The organism is Pseudomonas cavernae, assembly GCF_003595175.1.
Lineage (GTDB): Bacteria > Pseudomonadota > Gammaproteobacteria > Pseudomonadales > Pseudomonadaceae > Aquipseudomonas > Aquipseudomonas cavernae.
In genome coordinates this window covers 1,833,563-1,846,481 of sequence record NZ_CP032419.1, presented here as the reverse complement: position 1 = coordinate 1,846,481, position 12,919 = coordinate 1,833,563, and the positions used below count along the sequence as shown (strand labels likewise).

At 64.3% G+C, this 12,919-nt stretch carries 11 protein-coding genes; 5 read left to right on the top strand and 6 right to left on the bottom strand.

Features of this window, described 5'->3' with window-relative positions; genetic code table 11:
- Positions 1–10: 10 nt before the first annotated feature.
- The 5 genes from pcaG to D3880_RS08515 all read right to left on the bottom strand — a co-directional run bounded on the left by pcaG (position 11) and on the right by D3880_RS08515 (position 5,439).
- Complete coding sequence (gene pcaG, locus D3880_RS08535; protein ID WP_119893042.1) at positions 11–616, bottom strand: protocatechuate 3,4-dioxygenase subunit alpha; 606 nt, start codon at positions 614–616, stop codon at positions 11–13.
- A gap of 11 nt (positions 617–627) precedes the next feature.
- Positions 628–1,347, bottom strand: a complete 720-nt coding sequence (gene pcaH, locus D3880_RS08530) for a protocatechuate 3,4-dioxygenase subunit beta (RefSeq protein WP_119893041.1) — start codon at positions 1,345–1,347, stop codon at positions 628–630.
- Positions 1,348–1,477: 130 nt separating this feature from the next.
- Positions 1,478–2,404 (bottom strand): pca operon transcription factor PcaQ, encoded by a 927-nt coding sequence (gene pcaQ, locus D3880_RS08525; RefSeq protein WP_119893040.1) that lies wholly within the window; start codon positions 2,402–2,404, stop codon positions 1,478–1,480.
- Between the two features lie 606 nt (positions 2,405–3,010).
- On the bottom strand, positions 3,011–3,883 hold the full coding sequence (locus D3880_RS08520; RefSeq protein ID WP_218567606.1) for a patatin-like phospholipase family protein: 873 nt from the start codon (positions 3,881–3,883) through the stop codon (positions 3,011–3,013).
- 41 nt (positions 3,884–3,924) lie between these two features.
- Positions 3,925–5,439, bottom strand: coding sequence for an FAD-dependent oxidoreductase (locus tag D3880_RS08515; RefSeq protein WP_119893038.1), 1,515 nt, complete (start codon positions 5,437–5,439; stop codon positions 3,925–3,927).
- 804 nt (positions 5,440–6,243) lie between these two features.
- On the opposite strand from D3880_RS08515, the gene D3880_RS08510 reads away from it, so the two are divergent.
- From D3880_RS08510 to D3880_RS08490, 5 genes are all read left to right on the top strand, one after another.
- A complete protein-coding gene (locus tag D3880_RS08510) occupies positions 6,244–7,104 on the top strand; it encodes a LysR family transcriptional regulator (protein ID WP_119893037.1) in 861 nt (286 codons plus the stop codon).
- A 561-nt stretch (positions 7,105–7,665) separates the two neighbouring features.
- The gene (locus D3880_RS08505) at positions 7,666–8,961 is read left to right on the top strand and encodes an alpha/beta hydrolase (RefSeq protein WP_119893036.1); all 1,296 of its coding nucleotides are present in this window, start codon (positions 7,666–7,668) and stop codon (positions 8,959–8,961) included.
- A gap of 14 nt (positions 8,962–8,975) precedes the next feature.
- Positions 8,976–9,404: a hypothetical protein gene (locus tag D3880_RS08500; protein WP_119893035.1), complete on the top strand. Its 429-nt coding sequence runs from the start codon at positions 8,976–8,978 to the stop codon at positions 9,402–9,404.
- A 2-nt stretch (positions 9,405–9,406) separates the two neighbouring features.
- A complete protein-coding gene (locus tag D3880_RS08495) occupies positions 9,407–10,474 on the top strand; it encodes an alpha/beta fold hydrolase (protein ID WP_238474422.1) in 1,068 nt (355 codons plus the stop codon).
- Complete coding sequence (locus tag D3880_RS08490; protein WP_119893034.1) at positions 10,471–11,067, top strand: GNAT family N-acetyltransferase; 597 nt, start codon at positions 10,471–10,473, stop codon at positions 11,065–11,067. Before D3880_RS08495 ends, D3880_RS08490 begins: the two co-directional genes overlap by 4 nt.
- Before the next feature lie 306 nt (positions 11,068–11,373).
- On the opposite strand, the gene D3880_RS08485 is transcribed toward D3880_RS08490, so the two are convergent.
- Positions 11,374–12,822, bottom strand: coding sequence for a DUF1254 domain-containing protein (locus D3880_RS08485; protein ID WP_218567605.1), 1,449 nt, complete (start codon positions 12,820–12,822; stop codon positions 11,374–11,376).
- Positions 12,823–12,919: the final 97 nt, after the last annotated feature.

Here is a 12,919-nt window from a genome sequence, read left to right as displayed (position 1 = left end):
CTACCGAGACTTAGAAGTCAAAGAACACCGTCTCCCCTTCGCCTTGGATATGAATGTCAAAGCGGTAGGCGCTCTTGCCGTCGACCTCGCAGCGCGTGGCCACCAGGGTCTGCCGTCGTTGCGGCTGTTCGATCAGGTTGAGCACCGGGTCCTTAGCGTTGGCTTCGGCTTCGTCGTCGAAGTACAGGCGCGTCTGCAGGTGGATGTTGATCCCCCGGGCGAACAGGCTGACGTTGATGTGCGGCGCCATCGGCACGCCGGCCGCGTTGTTCACCACCCCCGGTTTGATGGTGTGCAGCGTCCACTCGCCGGCGTCGAAGGTGGTGGCGGTGCGGCCGAAGCTGTTGAACGCTTTCTCCAGGTCGAAGGCCTCGTCATAGACGCCCTCGTGGTCGGCCTGCCAGAACTCCAGGAAGGAGTCGCGGACCAGGTGGCCGTTGCCGTCGTAGACGTTGCCGGTCAGCAGGATGTGCTCGCCGGGCGCGCCGGGCTGGGCCATCTGGTTGCAGATTTCCTGCGGGCGGCTCGGGTTGCCGGCGGCGGCCAGGGCCAGGCCGATGTGCACGTAGGGGCCGGCGGTTTGCGAAGGGGTTTCCGGCAGTAGTTCGATAGGCATGTCGGCGCTCCTCACTGGTTCTCGAAATGGGTCTGGCGCTGGCCACGCAGGACGATGTCGAAGCGATAGGCCAGGCAATCCATCGGATTGGCCATGCCCATGTCGAGCTTGGCGATCAGGCTCTGCACCGCATCCGGGTTGGCGATCGACTTGACGATCGGGCACATTGGAATCAGCGGATCGCCCTCGAAATACAGCTGGGTGATCAAGCGGGTGGCGATCGACGGACCGCTGATGGAGAAGTGGATATGCGCCGGCCGCCAGTCGTTCGGGCCGTTGCGCCAGGGGTACGGGCCAGGCTTGATGGTGCGGAAGCTGTAGTTGCCATCGCGGTCGGTCAAGGCGCGGCCGACGCCGCCGAAGTTGGGGTCGAGCGGCGCCAGGTAGCGGTCGTTCTTGTGCCGGTAGCGGCCGCCGGCGTTGGCCTGCCACATCTCCACCAGGGTGTGCGGGATCGGCTTGCCGTACTGGTCCATGACCCGGCCGCTGACGATGATCCGCTCGCCGACCGGCAGGCCGCCGTTGTCGAAGTTGAGCAGCAGGTCGTTGTCGTGCTCGCCCATTTTCAGGTGGGAGAAATCCGGGCCGCTGGTTTCCGACACCGACTGCGGAATGCTCACCAGCGCCTGGCGCGGCGAGCGGGCGATGGAGGTCTTGTAGTCGGGGGTGAAGGCCTTGGGGTGCCAGTTGCGGTCGCGGATGACGAAGCGACGGGATTCAGCGTCGTGCATGTCAGGCTCCTGTTGTTGAACTTGTGGAGTCGTCCCGGTGCACATCGGCGTCGGGCTTGGTTCCGTGCAGTCTCAGACAACAGGCCATCCACGGCCAATGAAAAGGCACCCGCCTTACATAACCATAGGGTTATGTATCGCCGTTGGCGTACTCCTCCGCCACCTCGCGCAGCACCGTGCAGAACCACTGCCCGGCCAACGGCAGCGGCAAGGCCACGTTGGTGCAGATGCCCACCGAACCGCCGGGTTCCTGAATGCCCAGGGCCAACTCGACCAGCTCGCCGGCGCGGATATCCAGGCGCACCGCGTCGCGCGGCGCCACCCAGATCGCCTCGCTGCTCGCCACATAGCGGCGGCTCAGCGCCGGCGACAGGGTCTCCAGGCGCTGCGCGGTAAGCGGAATGCCCCACTGGACGAAGAAGCTATCGGCGTACTTGCGGATGGTGGTGCCGGCGAGCGGCAGCACCAGCGGGTAGTCGGCCAGCCGGCGCAGGTCGCCCAGGTCGCCCTGCAGCAGCGGATGGTCGGGACGCACCACCAGGGTCATCGCCTCGCTGTACAGGTGCTCGAAGGCCAGGCCGTGGATTTCCGGGCTGTCGGTCATGCGCCCGACCACCAGGTCCAGCTCGCCGACCTTGAGCTGCGCCAGCAGGTGCGCGCTGGAGCCGGTGACCACGCTGACCGTCACCGCGTGTTCGCGCTGCAGGCGCAACACCGCCTCGGGCAGCAGCAGGCTCTCCACCGTCGACAGCGCGCCGACCCGCAGCAGACCGCCCTGCGGGTCGTGGTCGCGCAGCGTGTTGACCCCGTCGCGCAGCGCCTGCACGCAGGGCCCGGCGTAGCGCAGGAAGGTGTCGCCGGCCGGCGTCAGGCTGACCCCGGCCTTACTGCGCTCGAACAACCGCGCGCCGAGCAGCTCCTCCAGCTCGCCGATGGTCTTGGAAATCGCCGGCTGGCTGACCGCCACCAGGTCGGCGGCCTTGGCGAAGCTGCGCTGGCGCGCCACTTCGAGAAAGCACAGCAGATGGCGGAATTTAATGCGGTGGTCGATGTTCATGGGCAGGCGTCGCGGTGGTCGATGGGCCACTGTGGCACAGGTTCAGCCATAACCAAAAGTGTCAGTATCGATGATCGCGGGCTACAGACGGTAGGATGGGTTGAGCCTGCGATACCCATGCGGTAGCGGCGTCAAAGCCGATGGGCATCGCTTCGCTCAACCCATCCTAGAGATGTTCGAGCACAAACTGGCCAGGATTGAATAACTGCTGAGCCTTGCCAGCTGCAAAATCCGCCCGACGCATTGCCACTGACCAGTCATTTGCATTCGTCCTGACCAACCGTTTGCATTCGACTTGACCAGCACTCGCCGTAGTGACGACCAGCAGAGAACGGCCAAGAGCGGACCTAGGGCGGTCGTCAGCTGCTCACGTCGTTGCGTCGTGGCGCCCTTAGCCAACGGCGGCACCAGCTCGCCTTGGCGCACCAGGGTCATAAACTCCCGAGGCCCTGGGTCAATGGGCGGTAGCGAGCTATGCCCGGCAGGCCAGTGCCTACTTGGGGCAATTATGTCCGAGAACCTAGTAGTCGCTGGGGTGGCGGGCATAGGCCGGTATGGTTGGGCTGTGGACTCGGCTGCCTTTTTGCCCACTCCAGTTGAGACGATTCAGCCCGCGCGATGGCGGTGCGGTGCCAATGCCCAACGGGGATCCTTGCCCGGCATGCCGTCCTTCAGCCAGTGGCCGGTAGCTGTCTCCGCACGACGGATGAGCTCACCGGTTTGCGAGAAGTCGTAGGAGTGGACGGCCAGCGGGCACAACGGCGGCACGACGATCAGTTCACACCGACCGGCGAAGCGATCAACGTCCGCCAGCAGCTGGCGCATGGCGAGCAGGTTGATTGCATGCAGCGCGGTGGCCAGCGCACCCCGTGGCAGTGCTCGCAGGACGCACGGCGTTCCGGTCGGCAGGATCACCACCCGAGTTGCCCCCAGCGCAACTGCCGCGGAAATCGGGGTATTGCTGGCGATACCGCCGTCCATCAACGGCCGGCCCGCGATGGACACCGCTGGAAACACTGCCGGGATGGCCGTGCTGGCGAGCAGCGCTGGCGTGGCGTCTCCCGTGGACAGGATGACCTCCGTACCATCGAGAGCGTCCGTGGCGACGACGTGACAGGGTAATGCGGCGTCTTCCAACTGCCGGAAGGGGAGCTGCGCCTCGATGAGCGCGCGCAAGTGGCGGGGTAGCGCTAGGTGGTCGCGCTGGCCGAGCAGGCCCAGGACGGTGCTGAGCGCCGAGAACGGGAAGATATCCGGGCGGCGCAACCCTAGCCAGATGTGCTCTAGGCGTGCGATGCCGATTTCGTCGGGGTCTGCGGCATAATAGGCGCCGTTGATCGCGCCCACCGACGCGCCGACGACCAGGTCGGGGGTGATGTGCGCTCGGTTCAGCGCCTTGAGCATGCCAACCTGCACGGCACCGAGGCTGCCGCCGCCTGCCAGCACGAACGCGGTCTTCCGGGTTTTATGCTGATTCATGCCAACCATCCCACGACTCGTCCGCCCCCGCAGGGACGCCGTCAGCGCTGCAACGTCGCCTCGATGGACAGGTTCTCCAGATCACGCCCGACCGATGCGGCTGCGACCAGTGTCCCCGCGCGAAAATACCTCGCCGTGAAATCCTGTTTCGACAAGGTGCCATCGATCCGAACTTCGTCCCAACCATTCGCGGATCCGGTGTAGCGAAGATCCAAGCCGTAGTGGTGGGTCCAGAAGTACGGCACATCCGTGAACGCCTGTCCGGCGCCCAGCATATTGGCCGCGGCAGCCTGGCCCTGCCGCTGCGCATGTACCCAGTGCTCGACACGAATCAGGTCCGCACCGTACGGATAGCGCGCGACATCTCCGGCGGCGAAGTGACCGGCGACCGAGGTCTGCAGGTAGGGATCGACCAAGATGCCGTCCTGTACCGCCAGTCCGGCCGTGGCTGCGAATTCCGTTCGCGGCGCGACACCTACGCCCACGATCAGCAGGTCCGCGGCAACCCGGGTGCCATCACCCAGTGTGAGCAGCTTGCCATCGAAGTCTTTGGCCACCGACCGAAGGTGGAACACCACCCCCTTCTCCTGGTGCAGACCGGTTATGAAGCTGCCCACTTCGCGACCGAGCACTCGCTCCATCGGTACGTCCTCGGGTGCCACCACCTGCACCTGGAGTCCGCGCGTACGCAGGGCCGCCGCTGCCTCCATGCCGATGAAGCCGGCGCCGACTAGAGCCACCGAAGCCGCGCCCTTGCTTGCCTCGACAATGGCCCGGGCATCGGCCAGCGAGCGAAGCATGAACACGTTGGGCCGGTCGAAACCCCGCACGGGCAACTGCCGCGGTTCCGCACCGGTGGCGATGAGTAAGACGTCATAGGCCAGCCGCTCGCCTGATCCGGTCAGCACCTGCCGTGCACCGATATCGATCGCGGTGACGTCGCAGCCTAGGCGCAGGTCGATCTGGCGATCGGCGTAGAACTTCGGCCCCCTCAGTGGAATCCAGTCTTCCGGTGCGGTCCCGGCCAGGTAGTCCTTGGAGAGATTGGGCCGGTCGTAGGGGGCCGAAGCATCGGCGCTGAGCATCGACAAGGTGCCGGAATAGCCCAGCTCGCGCAGGCGTTCGGCCGCTGCGAATCCCGCGGCGCCGCCACCGATGATCACGATGCGTCCGGGCTGGTTGTGCGGTGCACGCGGTGGCGAAGGTCGCGTGGCGGTTTCCCTGGTGCGCACGAACACGGTCTCGCCGATGATCTCCACACGCCACGTCGCCAGCGCTGCGAAGGCGGGCGCTCGCAGCGCGGCGCCCGTGCGCAGACTGAAGCATGCGTGGTGCCAGGGGCAGCGGATCTCGTCATCGACCACCAGGCCATCGGCCAGCGGCGCACCGTAGTGGGTACAGAGCCCGCTGACTGCATGGAGACCATCACCCATTCGCACCAGCAGGACGGGGCTTCCATCGACGTGGCCAGCGAGCACGCCAGAGGCCGGCACACTGGCCAAGGGCACACCTTTGGCCAGATCAGGAGCGGAGGAGGGGGTGTCGATTTGAGCCATTACGCGACTCCTTCAGTGTGGGAAATCCGCTTGCCCTGCAGCCGCTTTGCACGAACCGCACGACCTGCATGCATCCGGCACGGACAGGGTGCCGCAAGATGCCCCGGGCACTCCACGCCGCCACGCGACCACCTCGACGAACGCAGGATCCTGTCAAGCTTATGCAGTACCTACTTCGCGGAAGCCCAGGGCTTCAGCTTAGCTGAAGCGACCATCCGGCCCGATCCCGGCGTCCATCGTCAACGCCCGTTTGTACCCATAGAGGTCACGGACAATGATTTCGGCAACTCGCTTGCTGTCAGCCGGCAGTGACCGCGACAACGAGCAACAGGCCAACGACCAGCAGGGAGCCCATCAGCACAAACGCGATGCTGCGCAGCGATTGTCGATCCTCTGAACCCAGCAGATGCATTTTGACCACCACGGCAGGAGCCAATTCCGGATATCACCCCCGACGCTACGCCTTCCGTATGCATTTGAATAACGATAAATTGTGGTCGATGATATCGACAACATCGAATTAATTTGACGACTGGCGACATCGCTGCTTGAACGGGCGACTGGGACCCGCCCAGGCGGATGGCTGTCGCCCCCAGCACTTACTTCACTCCGGGTCTTGTCGCGAGCTATCCGGTGTACCGAGCTGCAGCGCCGGCACCGCAAGGCGCTCGACAATAGACCAGAAAGCCGCGACTCTCCTGCAGTTGGCTGGTCGAACAGCGGGGTTGTTATCGACGTCGCAAGCAACGCCGCCGGGGCAGATGGTGCTCCGACCTGGCCACCGACTGAAGGGGACAGCAGCTTATGGATACTGAACTTGCCCGAACCTTTCTGACGGTCATCGCCGCAGGAAATTTCCGCAATGCCGCCTCGCGGCTGTTCGTCACGCAATCGACCGTTAGTGCCAGAATCGCCGCGCTGGAGGAGCAACTCGGCTGCAGCCTGTTTGTGCGCAACAAGGCCGGCACCGCTCTTACCCCCGCAGGTCGTTCCTTTCAACCCTACGCAACGACGCTCGTGCGCACCGTAGAGCGAGCCCGTCACGATATCGGCGTGGCCATGGGCTTTCGGGCTTCGGTGACCATCGGCGGACGTTTCGGGCTGTGGGACGACCTGCTGTTTGTCTGCCTGCCGCGAATCCGCAGTGCGGTACCAGACATTGCCATACGCGCCGAAATGGCCTTCGAAGATGAACTCATCCAGGGACTGGTCGAGGGGCGCACCAACATTGGGGTGATGTACACGCCGCAAAGCCGGCCGGGGCTGGTGGTTGAACCGCTGCTCGACGAGCAGCTAGTCTACGTGACTACCAGTGACGACTCCCCCGACCCACCTGGTGAGAACTATGTGTATATCGACTGGGGCCCGGAATTCGCCAGCAAGCACAGTGCCGCCTTCCCCGACTTCCTCGGCCCAGGGTTGAGCGCCAATATCGGCTGGCTGGGCCTCACCCACATCCTGGCCTACGGCGGCTCCGGGTATTTCCCGCTGCGCCTGGTCAAAAATGAGCTGACTGCAAGGCGACTGCACCGGCACCCTGGTGCTCCGGACTTCCTGTTGCCGGCTTATCTGGTGTATCCGGCCGATCCGCCGCCGGAGACGCTGGGACTTGTCCTGAAGATCGTGCGTGAGGTCACGGCAGAGATTCTGCATCAGCGTGCGTAAACCGCTGTTGCCAGAACCCGGGCGGACAGTCTGGAGTCCCCTGTGTACCGGGTGGGAAATTTGCTGTTCATCAGCAAGATGTCCTGTTTCTCGACGCCCTCCCCTCCACCGCCGTATCACCCAAGCAGCGACAGCAAGCGCTGCTCGATACCTTTTACGCCACCAGTCAGAGTCGGCAAACCGATAGCATCACCGTCGGGATAAATCGGTTACCACGCCAGAGGAAGCGGCGCATTGCGCTTCTATAGCTTCTGCGTCCACTACACTTGGCACTCACCGCTGAAGTTCCAGCCACCATGCCTGTTCCCAAAAGGCATAGGCCGGTACTGCATCTCAATTGGCCAATTAAACATGGCGTATTGCCTGACGAGTCAGGCGGAAACGACAACGCACAGGACCAGTAACGCCTCGTTTCAATGCTCTAACCGGAAACTCCCGCCCCCACCTTAGAGCGCCCCAGATGAGAGTGGGCGCCGGCCCCGCCTCACAGGAGGGGGGTTGACGTGCACAAGGGTAAGTATCGTGAAAGCAGTAATAACTACTGCTCACACGGACGCCCACTTGAAAGCACACGCCAGTCAACCCGAACCGTCGGCCAGCCCGCTCGACATGCCCCTCTCCAGCGAGGGCATGCCGCGCCTCCGTCGCGCCACCGCTCTGGATCGGGACGCAAGGAACCTGCTGCGACTGGTCAATCTGGCGACGCGCCTGCGGCCTGTCGAAAACTATTCGCTGTCGCAGTCCCGTCGACTGTGGCGGCTGTGCGCGCTCGCACTGGGCCGCCAGGTCCCGGTAGCCGCAGTCAGCGAAGTGGAGATCGAAGGCCCGGCCGGTCCGATCACGCTGAGGGTCTTCAAACCACGCCAGTCCGAGCAGCTGCTGCCGGCCTTCGTCTGGTGCCACGGTGGTGGTTTCATCGTGGGCGACCTCGACACGGGGGAGTCCATCTGCCGCAACATCACCGCTGCCGCCGACTGCATCAGCGTTGCCGTGCGCTATCGCCTGGCTCCGGAGCACGACCTGAACGCCGGCCGCGAAGACTTTCTCGCCGCCTTGAAATGGATTGCGCAGAACGGTGCCGAACTGGGCATCGACAGCAGCCGACTGGCCATTGGTGGTGACTCCGCAGGTGGCAACATCTGCGCGGCGGTGGCCCAGGAGTGGGTGCGCAGCAAGGGCCCCAAACTCGCCCTGCAGGTACTCGCCTACCCGGCAACCGATCTGGTGCAGGAATTCCCCTCGCTGGCGGAAAACGCGGAAGGCTATTTCATCAGCGATCATCTGCTCGGCCTGATCCGCGAGGTGACCGCCAGTGCCACCGAGTCGCTGGACCCCACGGATCCCTGGCTGTCTCCACGGCGCAACCCGGTTCTCGACGACCTGCCGCCGGCGCTGGTCATCAGCGCCGGCTTCGACCCGATTCGCGACGACGGCCTCGACTACGCCAACCGCCTGCGCGCCGCCAAGGTGCAGGTGGAGTTGCTGCACTATCCGGGCGAGTTCCATGGCTTCCTCAACTTCGACGCTGTGATCGGCGCGGGCCGTGACGCCCTGCACCGGACCGGCACAGCCTTGGCGCGTGCATTCGCCGGTGAGCCCGCCGCCGATCGCACGCTGGAAATCAGTGACCAGTCGTCCAGGACATCCTTCGGCGAGATCGGCACGACCCTGCTGGCCACTCTGACCGCGAGCCACGGTTGGCGGGATGCCCTGTTGCGCCAGTTGTCCCCCCGGCTGGTCTCCGCCTCGCACTGGATGCTGAGACCTTGGCTAGCCCCGTCGAGCGCGATGCGCCAAGGCCTCACCAATCGCTTCGAAAAACTGGTCGCGGAACAGACCTACCCCACGAACCCTTGAATCCGGAGTCCGTCATGGCCACTGCAAAATTCCCCGACCCACTGCAATTCTGTCGCGACACCCTGACCAAACTCGAGAGTGGCATCAACCAGTTCGCCGCCCGAAAAATGGAGTCGGAGGAATTCGCCGAAGCGCTCAACCGCTTCAACCAGGTTGCGCTAAGCGTTCAGTACACCCTGGATAAATCGCTGGCCTGCTTCTTCGAGCGCCTGGATCTGCCCAGCCGCACGGAAGTCACCGAGCTGGCGGCTGCCGTGCAGCGTGTGGAAGAAAAACTCGAACGGCTGTTGCCGGACATGACCCATGAGGCGTTGCTGCCCCGGCCGCCGCGCACCCGCATCCCCATCGAAATTGCCCCGGCACAAGCCCTGAACGAGGCCCGAACACGGGCGAAGAAGCCCAAAGCCGCTACCCCTGGTCGCCGTGGCCGGAAGGAGACGTGAGCATGCCCTTCGACTGCGCTCTGGCGAAGCAGATAGGTACAGAAGTCCGGCGGATGGTGCAGCGGCGCCTGAAAGGGCTCGAGTACATTTCCTCCCCACGTCCCGAAACGGGGACCAGCCCGAAAACGCTGCTGCATCGTCGCGGCACGCTCAGCCTGTATCACTATCATGCCGTCGCGGATGAGGTGTACCGGGTACCCCTGCTGCTGATCATGGCGACCACCAACAAGGCCTACCTGTTCGACCTGGCCAAGGGACAAAGCCTGATCGAATTCCTGCTGCACCGTGGTCACGACGTCTATGTAGTGGACTGGAACCCGCCTACGCAGGCGGAACGGCACCTGACGATCGAGAACTACGTGCTCGACTTCATCCCGGATTGCATTCGCCGCGTCCAGGCAGACTCCGGCACGGATGAAGTGACCCTGATCGGCTACTGCATGGCCGGCATTCTCTCGAGCATCTACGCCGCGCTGAACCCGGACGGGCCCTTAAAGAATCTGGTGTGCTTCACGCCCCCCGTCGACTGGTCGCAGATTCCCTGGCACCGCAACATGACCCACCCCGAGCACTTCGATGTCGACGAGCTGGTGGAACGCCTTGGCATCATTCCGGGACAGATGATCATCAATGGCTTCGACATGCTCAGGCCGGCCGGGCGCGTCGCCGGCCGGCTCCGACTCTGGGACAACATGTGGGACGAGAACTACGTCAGGGGCTACCGCATGATGACCGGCTGGGGCAACGACACCCTGCCCCTGGCTGGCGACTACTACCGCCAGACCGTCAAGGAGCTCCTGTGGAAGAACAGCCTCAGCAACGGAACCCTGCGCATCGGCGGGCAGCCGGTCGATCTCGGACGGATCAAGGTCCCCCTGCTGAGCGTCGTTGCCCAGCATGACACCCTGGTGCCCCCCGCTGCCGCCCGCCCGCTCCTGGAAAAAACCGCCTCGCTCGACAAGGAAGAACTGGTTCTGCCAGGAGGCCATGTGAGCCTGGTGGCGGGACCGGCAGCCATGAAACGGATGTGGCCGGCACTTGATCAATGGTTAGGGAAACGCTCCGTATGAAACAGAATGCCCAACGCAAATACCCACGCACGTTGTCGATCGACGACAGAAGCATCGAGATTCGCCTGCTGCACCCGGATGACGGGCTGGCACTCAATGCCTTCATCCAGGCAGTGCCGGCTCACGACCGGCTCTTCGTCCCCCGCGACCTCGGCCACCCCAAGGTCATCGTCGCCTGGCTGTCTGCGCTGGGTAACGGGGTCACCAGCCTGGCCGCCTTCGTGGACGGCGAGATGATCGGCTGTTCCGCGGTGGTCAGCGACGCCCTGTCCTGGTCAGCCCATGTCGGCGATCTGCGGGTTCTGGTACGACCATCCTGGCAAGGCCGCGGCCTGGGACGCGCGCTGATTCAGGAAAGCTTCAAACTGGCCCTCGGCATGGGCCTGGAAAAACTGACGGTGCAGATGACCGTGGACCAGAGCTCGGCCATCGCCGCGTTCGAGCGGCTGGGCTTCCAGCCCGAATCCGTGCTGCGCAATCACGTCAAGGACCTCGACGGCCACACCCACGACCTGGCCCTGCTGAGCCTGGAGGTCGCCGAGATGCGCCAGCATGCCCACGAACGCGGCATGTCCGACGCCCTGCACGGCTGAACCTGTGCCGAGGCTCGCCCACTCCACCCGAGTGGACGAGCCTCGATGCATATCCTGTCCAATCCACAAACCTTCCAGGCGGCCGAGAGCGGTGACGCTCGGATAGGCGCACTCCTCCTTCCGCCAGCCTCGCAACCTCCTAGCGGATCGTTGCACTGTCCGGGCAAGCACTTGGCAATCCCAAGCACCTGAGCCGTATGACGCAGCGGAGGACTCGCGCCTGAAAAATTCGGAAGAACACGACCTGGCCGGGGTCATGAACACGCCTTGTGGTGAAGGCAGTGTCCAGCCCCGGCACAGATAGGATTACTGGCGGGCAACTGCTGGCGGCGTCCAGACGCCGTCGATGATGTCCTCGCGCGGCGAGTAGAGGCGCAGCAGGAGGGTGAACGGCGCCTTGCCGACCGGCAGCCAGTTGGCTTCCTTGTCCTGCCCTGGCGAGTCCGCCTGGATATACAGATCAAGCGAACCGTCGGCGTTGGTGACGAGCTTGTCGCGGTCGCCGAGCGCCAGGCGCTGCAGCGGGTTCGGAATGAAGTAGCCCTCGATGTCATAGGCCGTCACCGACCAGAAGGCATCCACCGGCGGCAGCTTGCCCTTCTCGAAGTGCAGCACGTATTGGTTGTTGCCGTCGAGTGGCCGGCCTTCGCTGTCGCTCGCCAGCGAGGGATAGATTGCGTCCTGCGGCAGGTTTTCGCCAACGCAGCATTGGGCGATGGCGGCGCGGTACAGATAGTCCGCGCCGTAGGTGCCGCTGCGCGTGGTGTAGACCCAGCCCTTGCCGCCGATGCCGGCTTCCTTCTTGCCCTCGGCCAGCACCAGCGCCCGGCCGTCGGCATAACCGCGCTCAAGCGCCTGGCGGATGTTCGCCGGCGCCGCCGCGAGGTCGAAGCTCTGGCCGACGGTGAACCCCACCCGTTCGAGACGGTGCACCATCGGGTAGTCGACTGGGTTCGGCGGGTTGTCCTTCAACAGCTCGGCGAAGCGGCCGAAGAAGGCCGCCGCGTCCATCTTGTCCAATTGCGCCGGCGGCGGCGTCTTCATGTCGATGGTCGGGTCGACCTGGCCTTTGGGCGGCACGTACGCGCCCTTGCCCCAGGCGGAGAGCGGCATCAGCTTGAAGGAATCCTGGAGCTTGTGCACGTTGGCGTAGTCGGCGACGCCGTTGGTCTGGGTGCGGCCGATGATCCACGCATAGCGGGTGGGGCTCTTGATCGTCGCCAGGCCGGCCGGCACGCTGCCGTTCCATTGCGGCCCGACCACGAGGAAGTCGCGCGCGGTGTTCTTGCCGGTGGTACGGGTGCCGGGCACGGCGAACACATCGGTCCACAGGCTGAGCATCGGCAGATGGAAGTAGTGGTCGGTGGCCGGAACCGAAAGGACGATCGGTTCGTCCTTCAGGTCGAGCACGGCAGCCGAGTAGAGGGTGTCGACGTTCGAGCGGATAACGGTCTTGTTGCTGGGAACCGGGAACGCGCGGGCGTGATGAAACTGGTTGGCCGGGCCACGGACCGACCCGGTCGGTTCGGCGAAGTTGCTCAACTTCTGCAGCGTGATGTGCGTCAACAGCAGCGGGTAGGCGTAGACGTAGGCATCCTTGGCGATGGCATAGGCCTCCTCCTCGGAAAGCGCCTGAGCCGGTGCCGGCTGGTTCATCACCGCAGGCGTGCCCTGGTCTTGAGCAACGGCCACGGGGAGAATGCCGATCGCAAGGATCGCCACGGCATTAAAGGTTGCGAGCCATTTCTTCAGCATGGGTGCTTATCCTCTTTCGGTGGGAAGCAAGACTCTGTGCCCGAGCGTCCTGGCATGAGCCCTAATGGTCAAATTAAGGGCCAGGTGAAAGCGTAGC

What these genes read in the sequence shown, in the direction of transcription:
- pcaG (WP_119893042.1), bottom strand. Translation starts at nt 616, where the DNA reads ATGCCTATCGAACTACTGCCGGAAACCCCTTCGCAAACCGCCGGCCCC.
- pcaH (WP_119893041.1), bottom strand. Translation starts at nt 1,347, where the DNA reads ATGCACGACGCTGAATCCCGTCGCTTCGTCATCCGCGACCGCAACTGG.
- pcaQ (WP_119893040.1), bottom strand. Translation starts at nt 2,404, where the DNA reads ATGAACATCGACCACCGCATTAAATTCCGCCATCTGCTGTGCTTTCTC.
- D3880_RS08520 (WP_218567606.1), bottom strand. Translation starts at nt 3,883, where the DNA reads ATGAATCAGCATAAAACCCGGAAGACCGCGTTCGTGCTGGCAGGCGGC.
- D3880_RS08515 (WP_119893038.1), bottom strand. Translation starts at nt 5,439, where the DNA reads ATGGCTCAAATCGACACCCCCTCCTCCGCTCCTGATCTGGCCAAAGGT.
- D3880_RS08510 (WP_119893037.1), top strand. Translation starts at nt 6,244, where the DNA reads ATGGATACTGAACTTGCCCGAACCTTTCTGACGGTCATCGCCGCAGGA.
- D3880_RS08500 (WP_119893035.1), top strand. Translation starts at nt 8,976, where the DNA reads ATGGCCACTGCAAAATTCCCCGACCCACTGCAATTCTGTCGCGACACC.
- D3880_RS08495 (WP_238474422.1), top strand. Translation starts at nt 9,407, where the DNA reads ATGCCCTTCGACTGCGCTCTGGCGAAGCAGATAGGTACAGAAGTCCGG.
- D3880_RS08490 (WP_119893034.1), top strand. Translation starts at nt 10,471, where the DNA reads ATGAAACAGAATGCCCAACGCAAATACCCACGCACGTTGTCGATCGAC.
- D3880_RS08485 (WP_218567605.1), bottom strand. Translation starts at nt 12,822, where the DNA reads ATGCTGAAGAAATGGCTCGCAACCTTTAATGCCGTGGCGATCCTTGCG.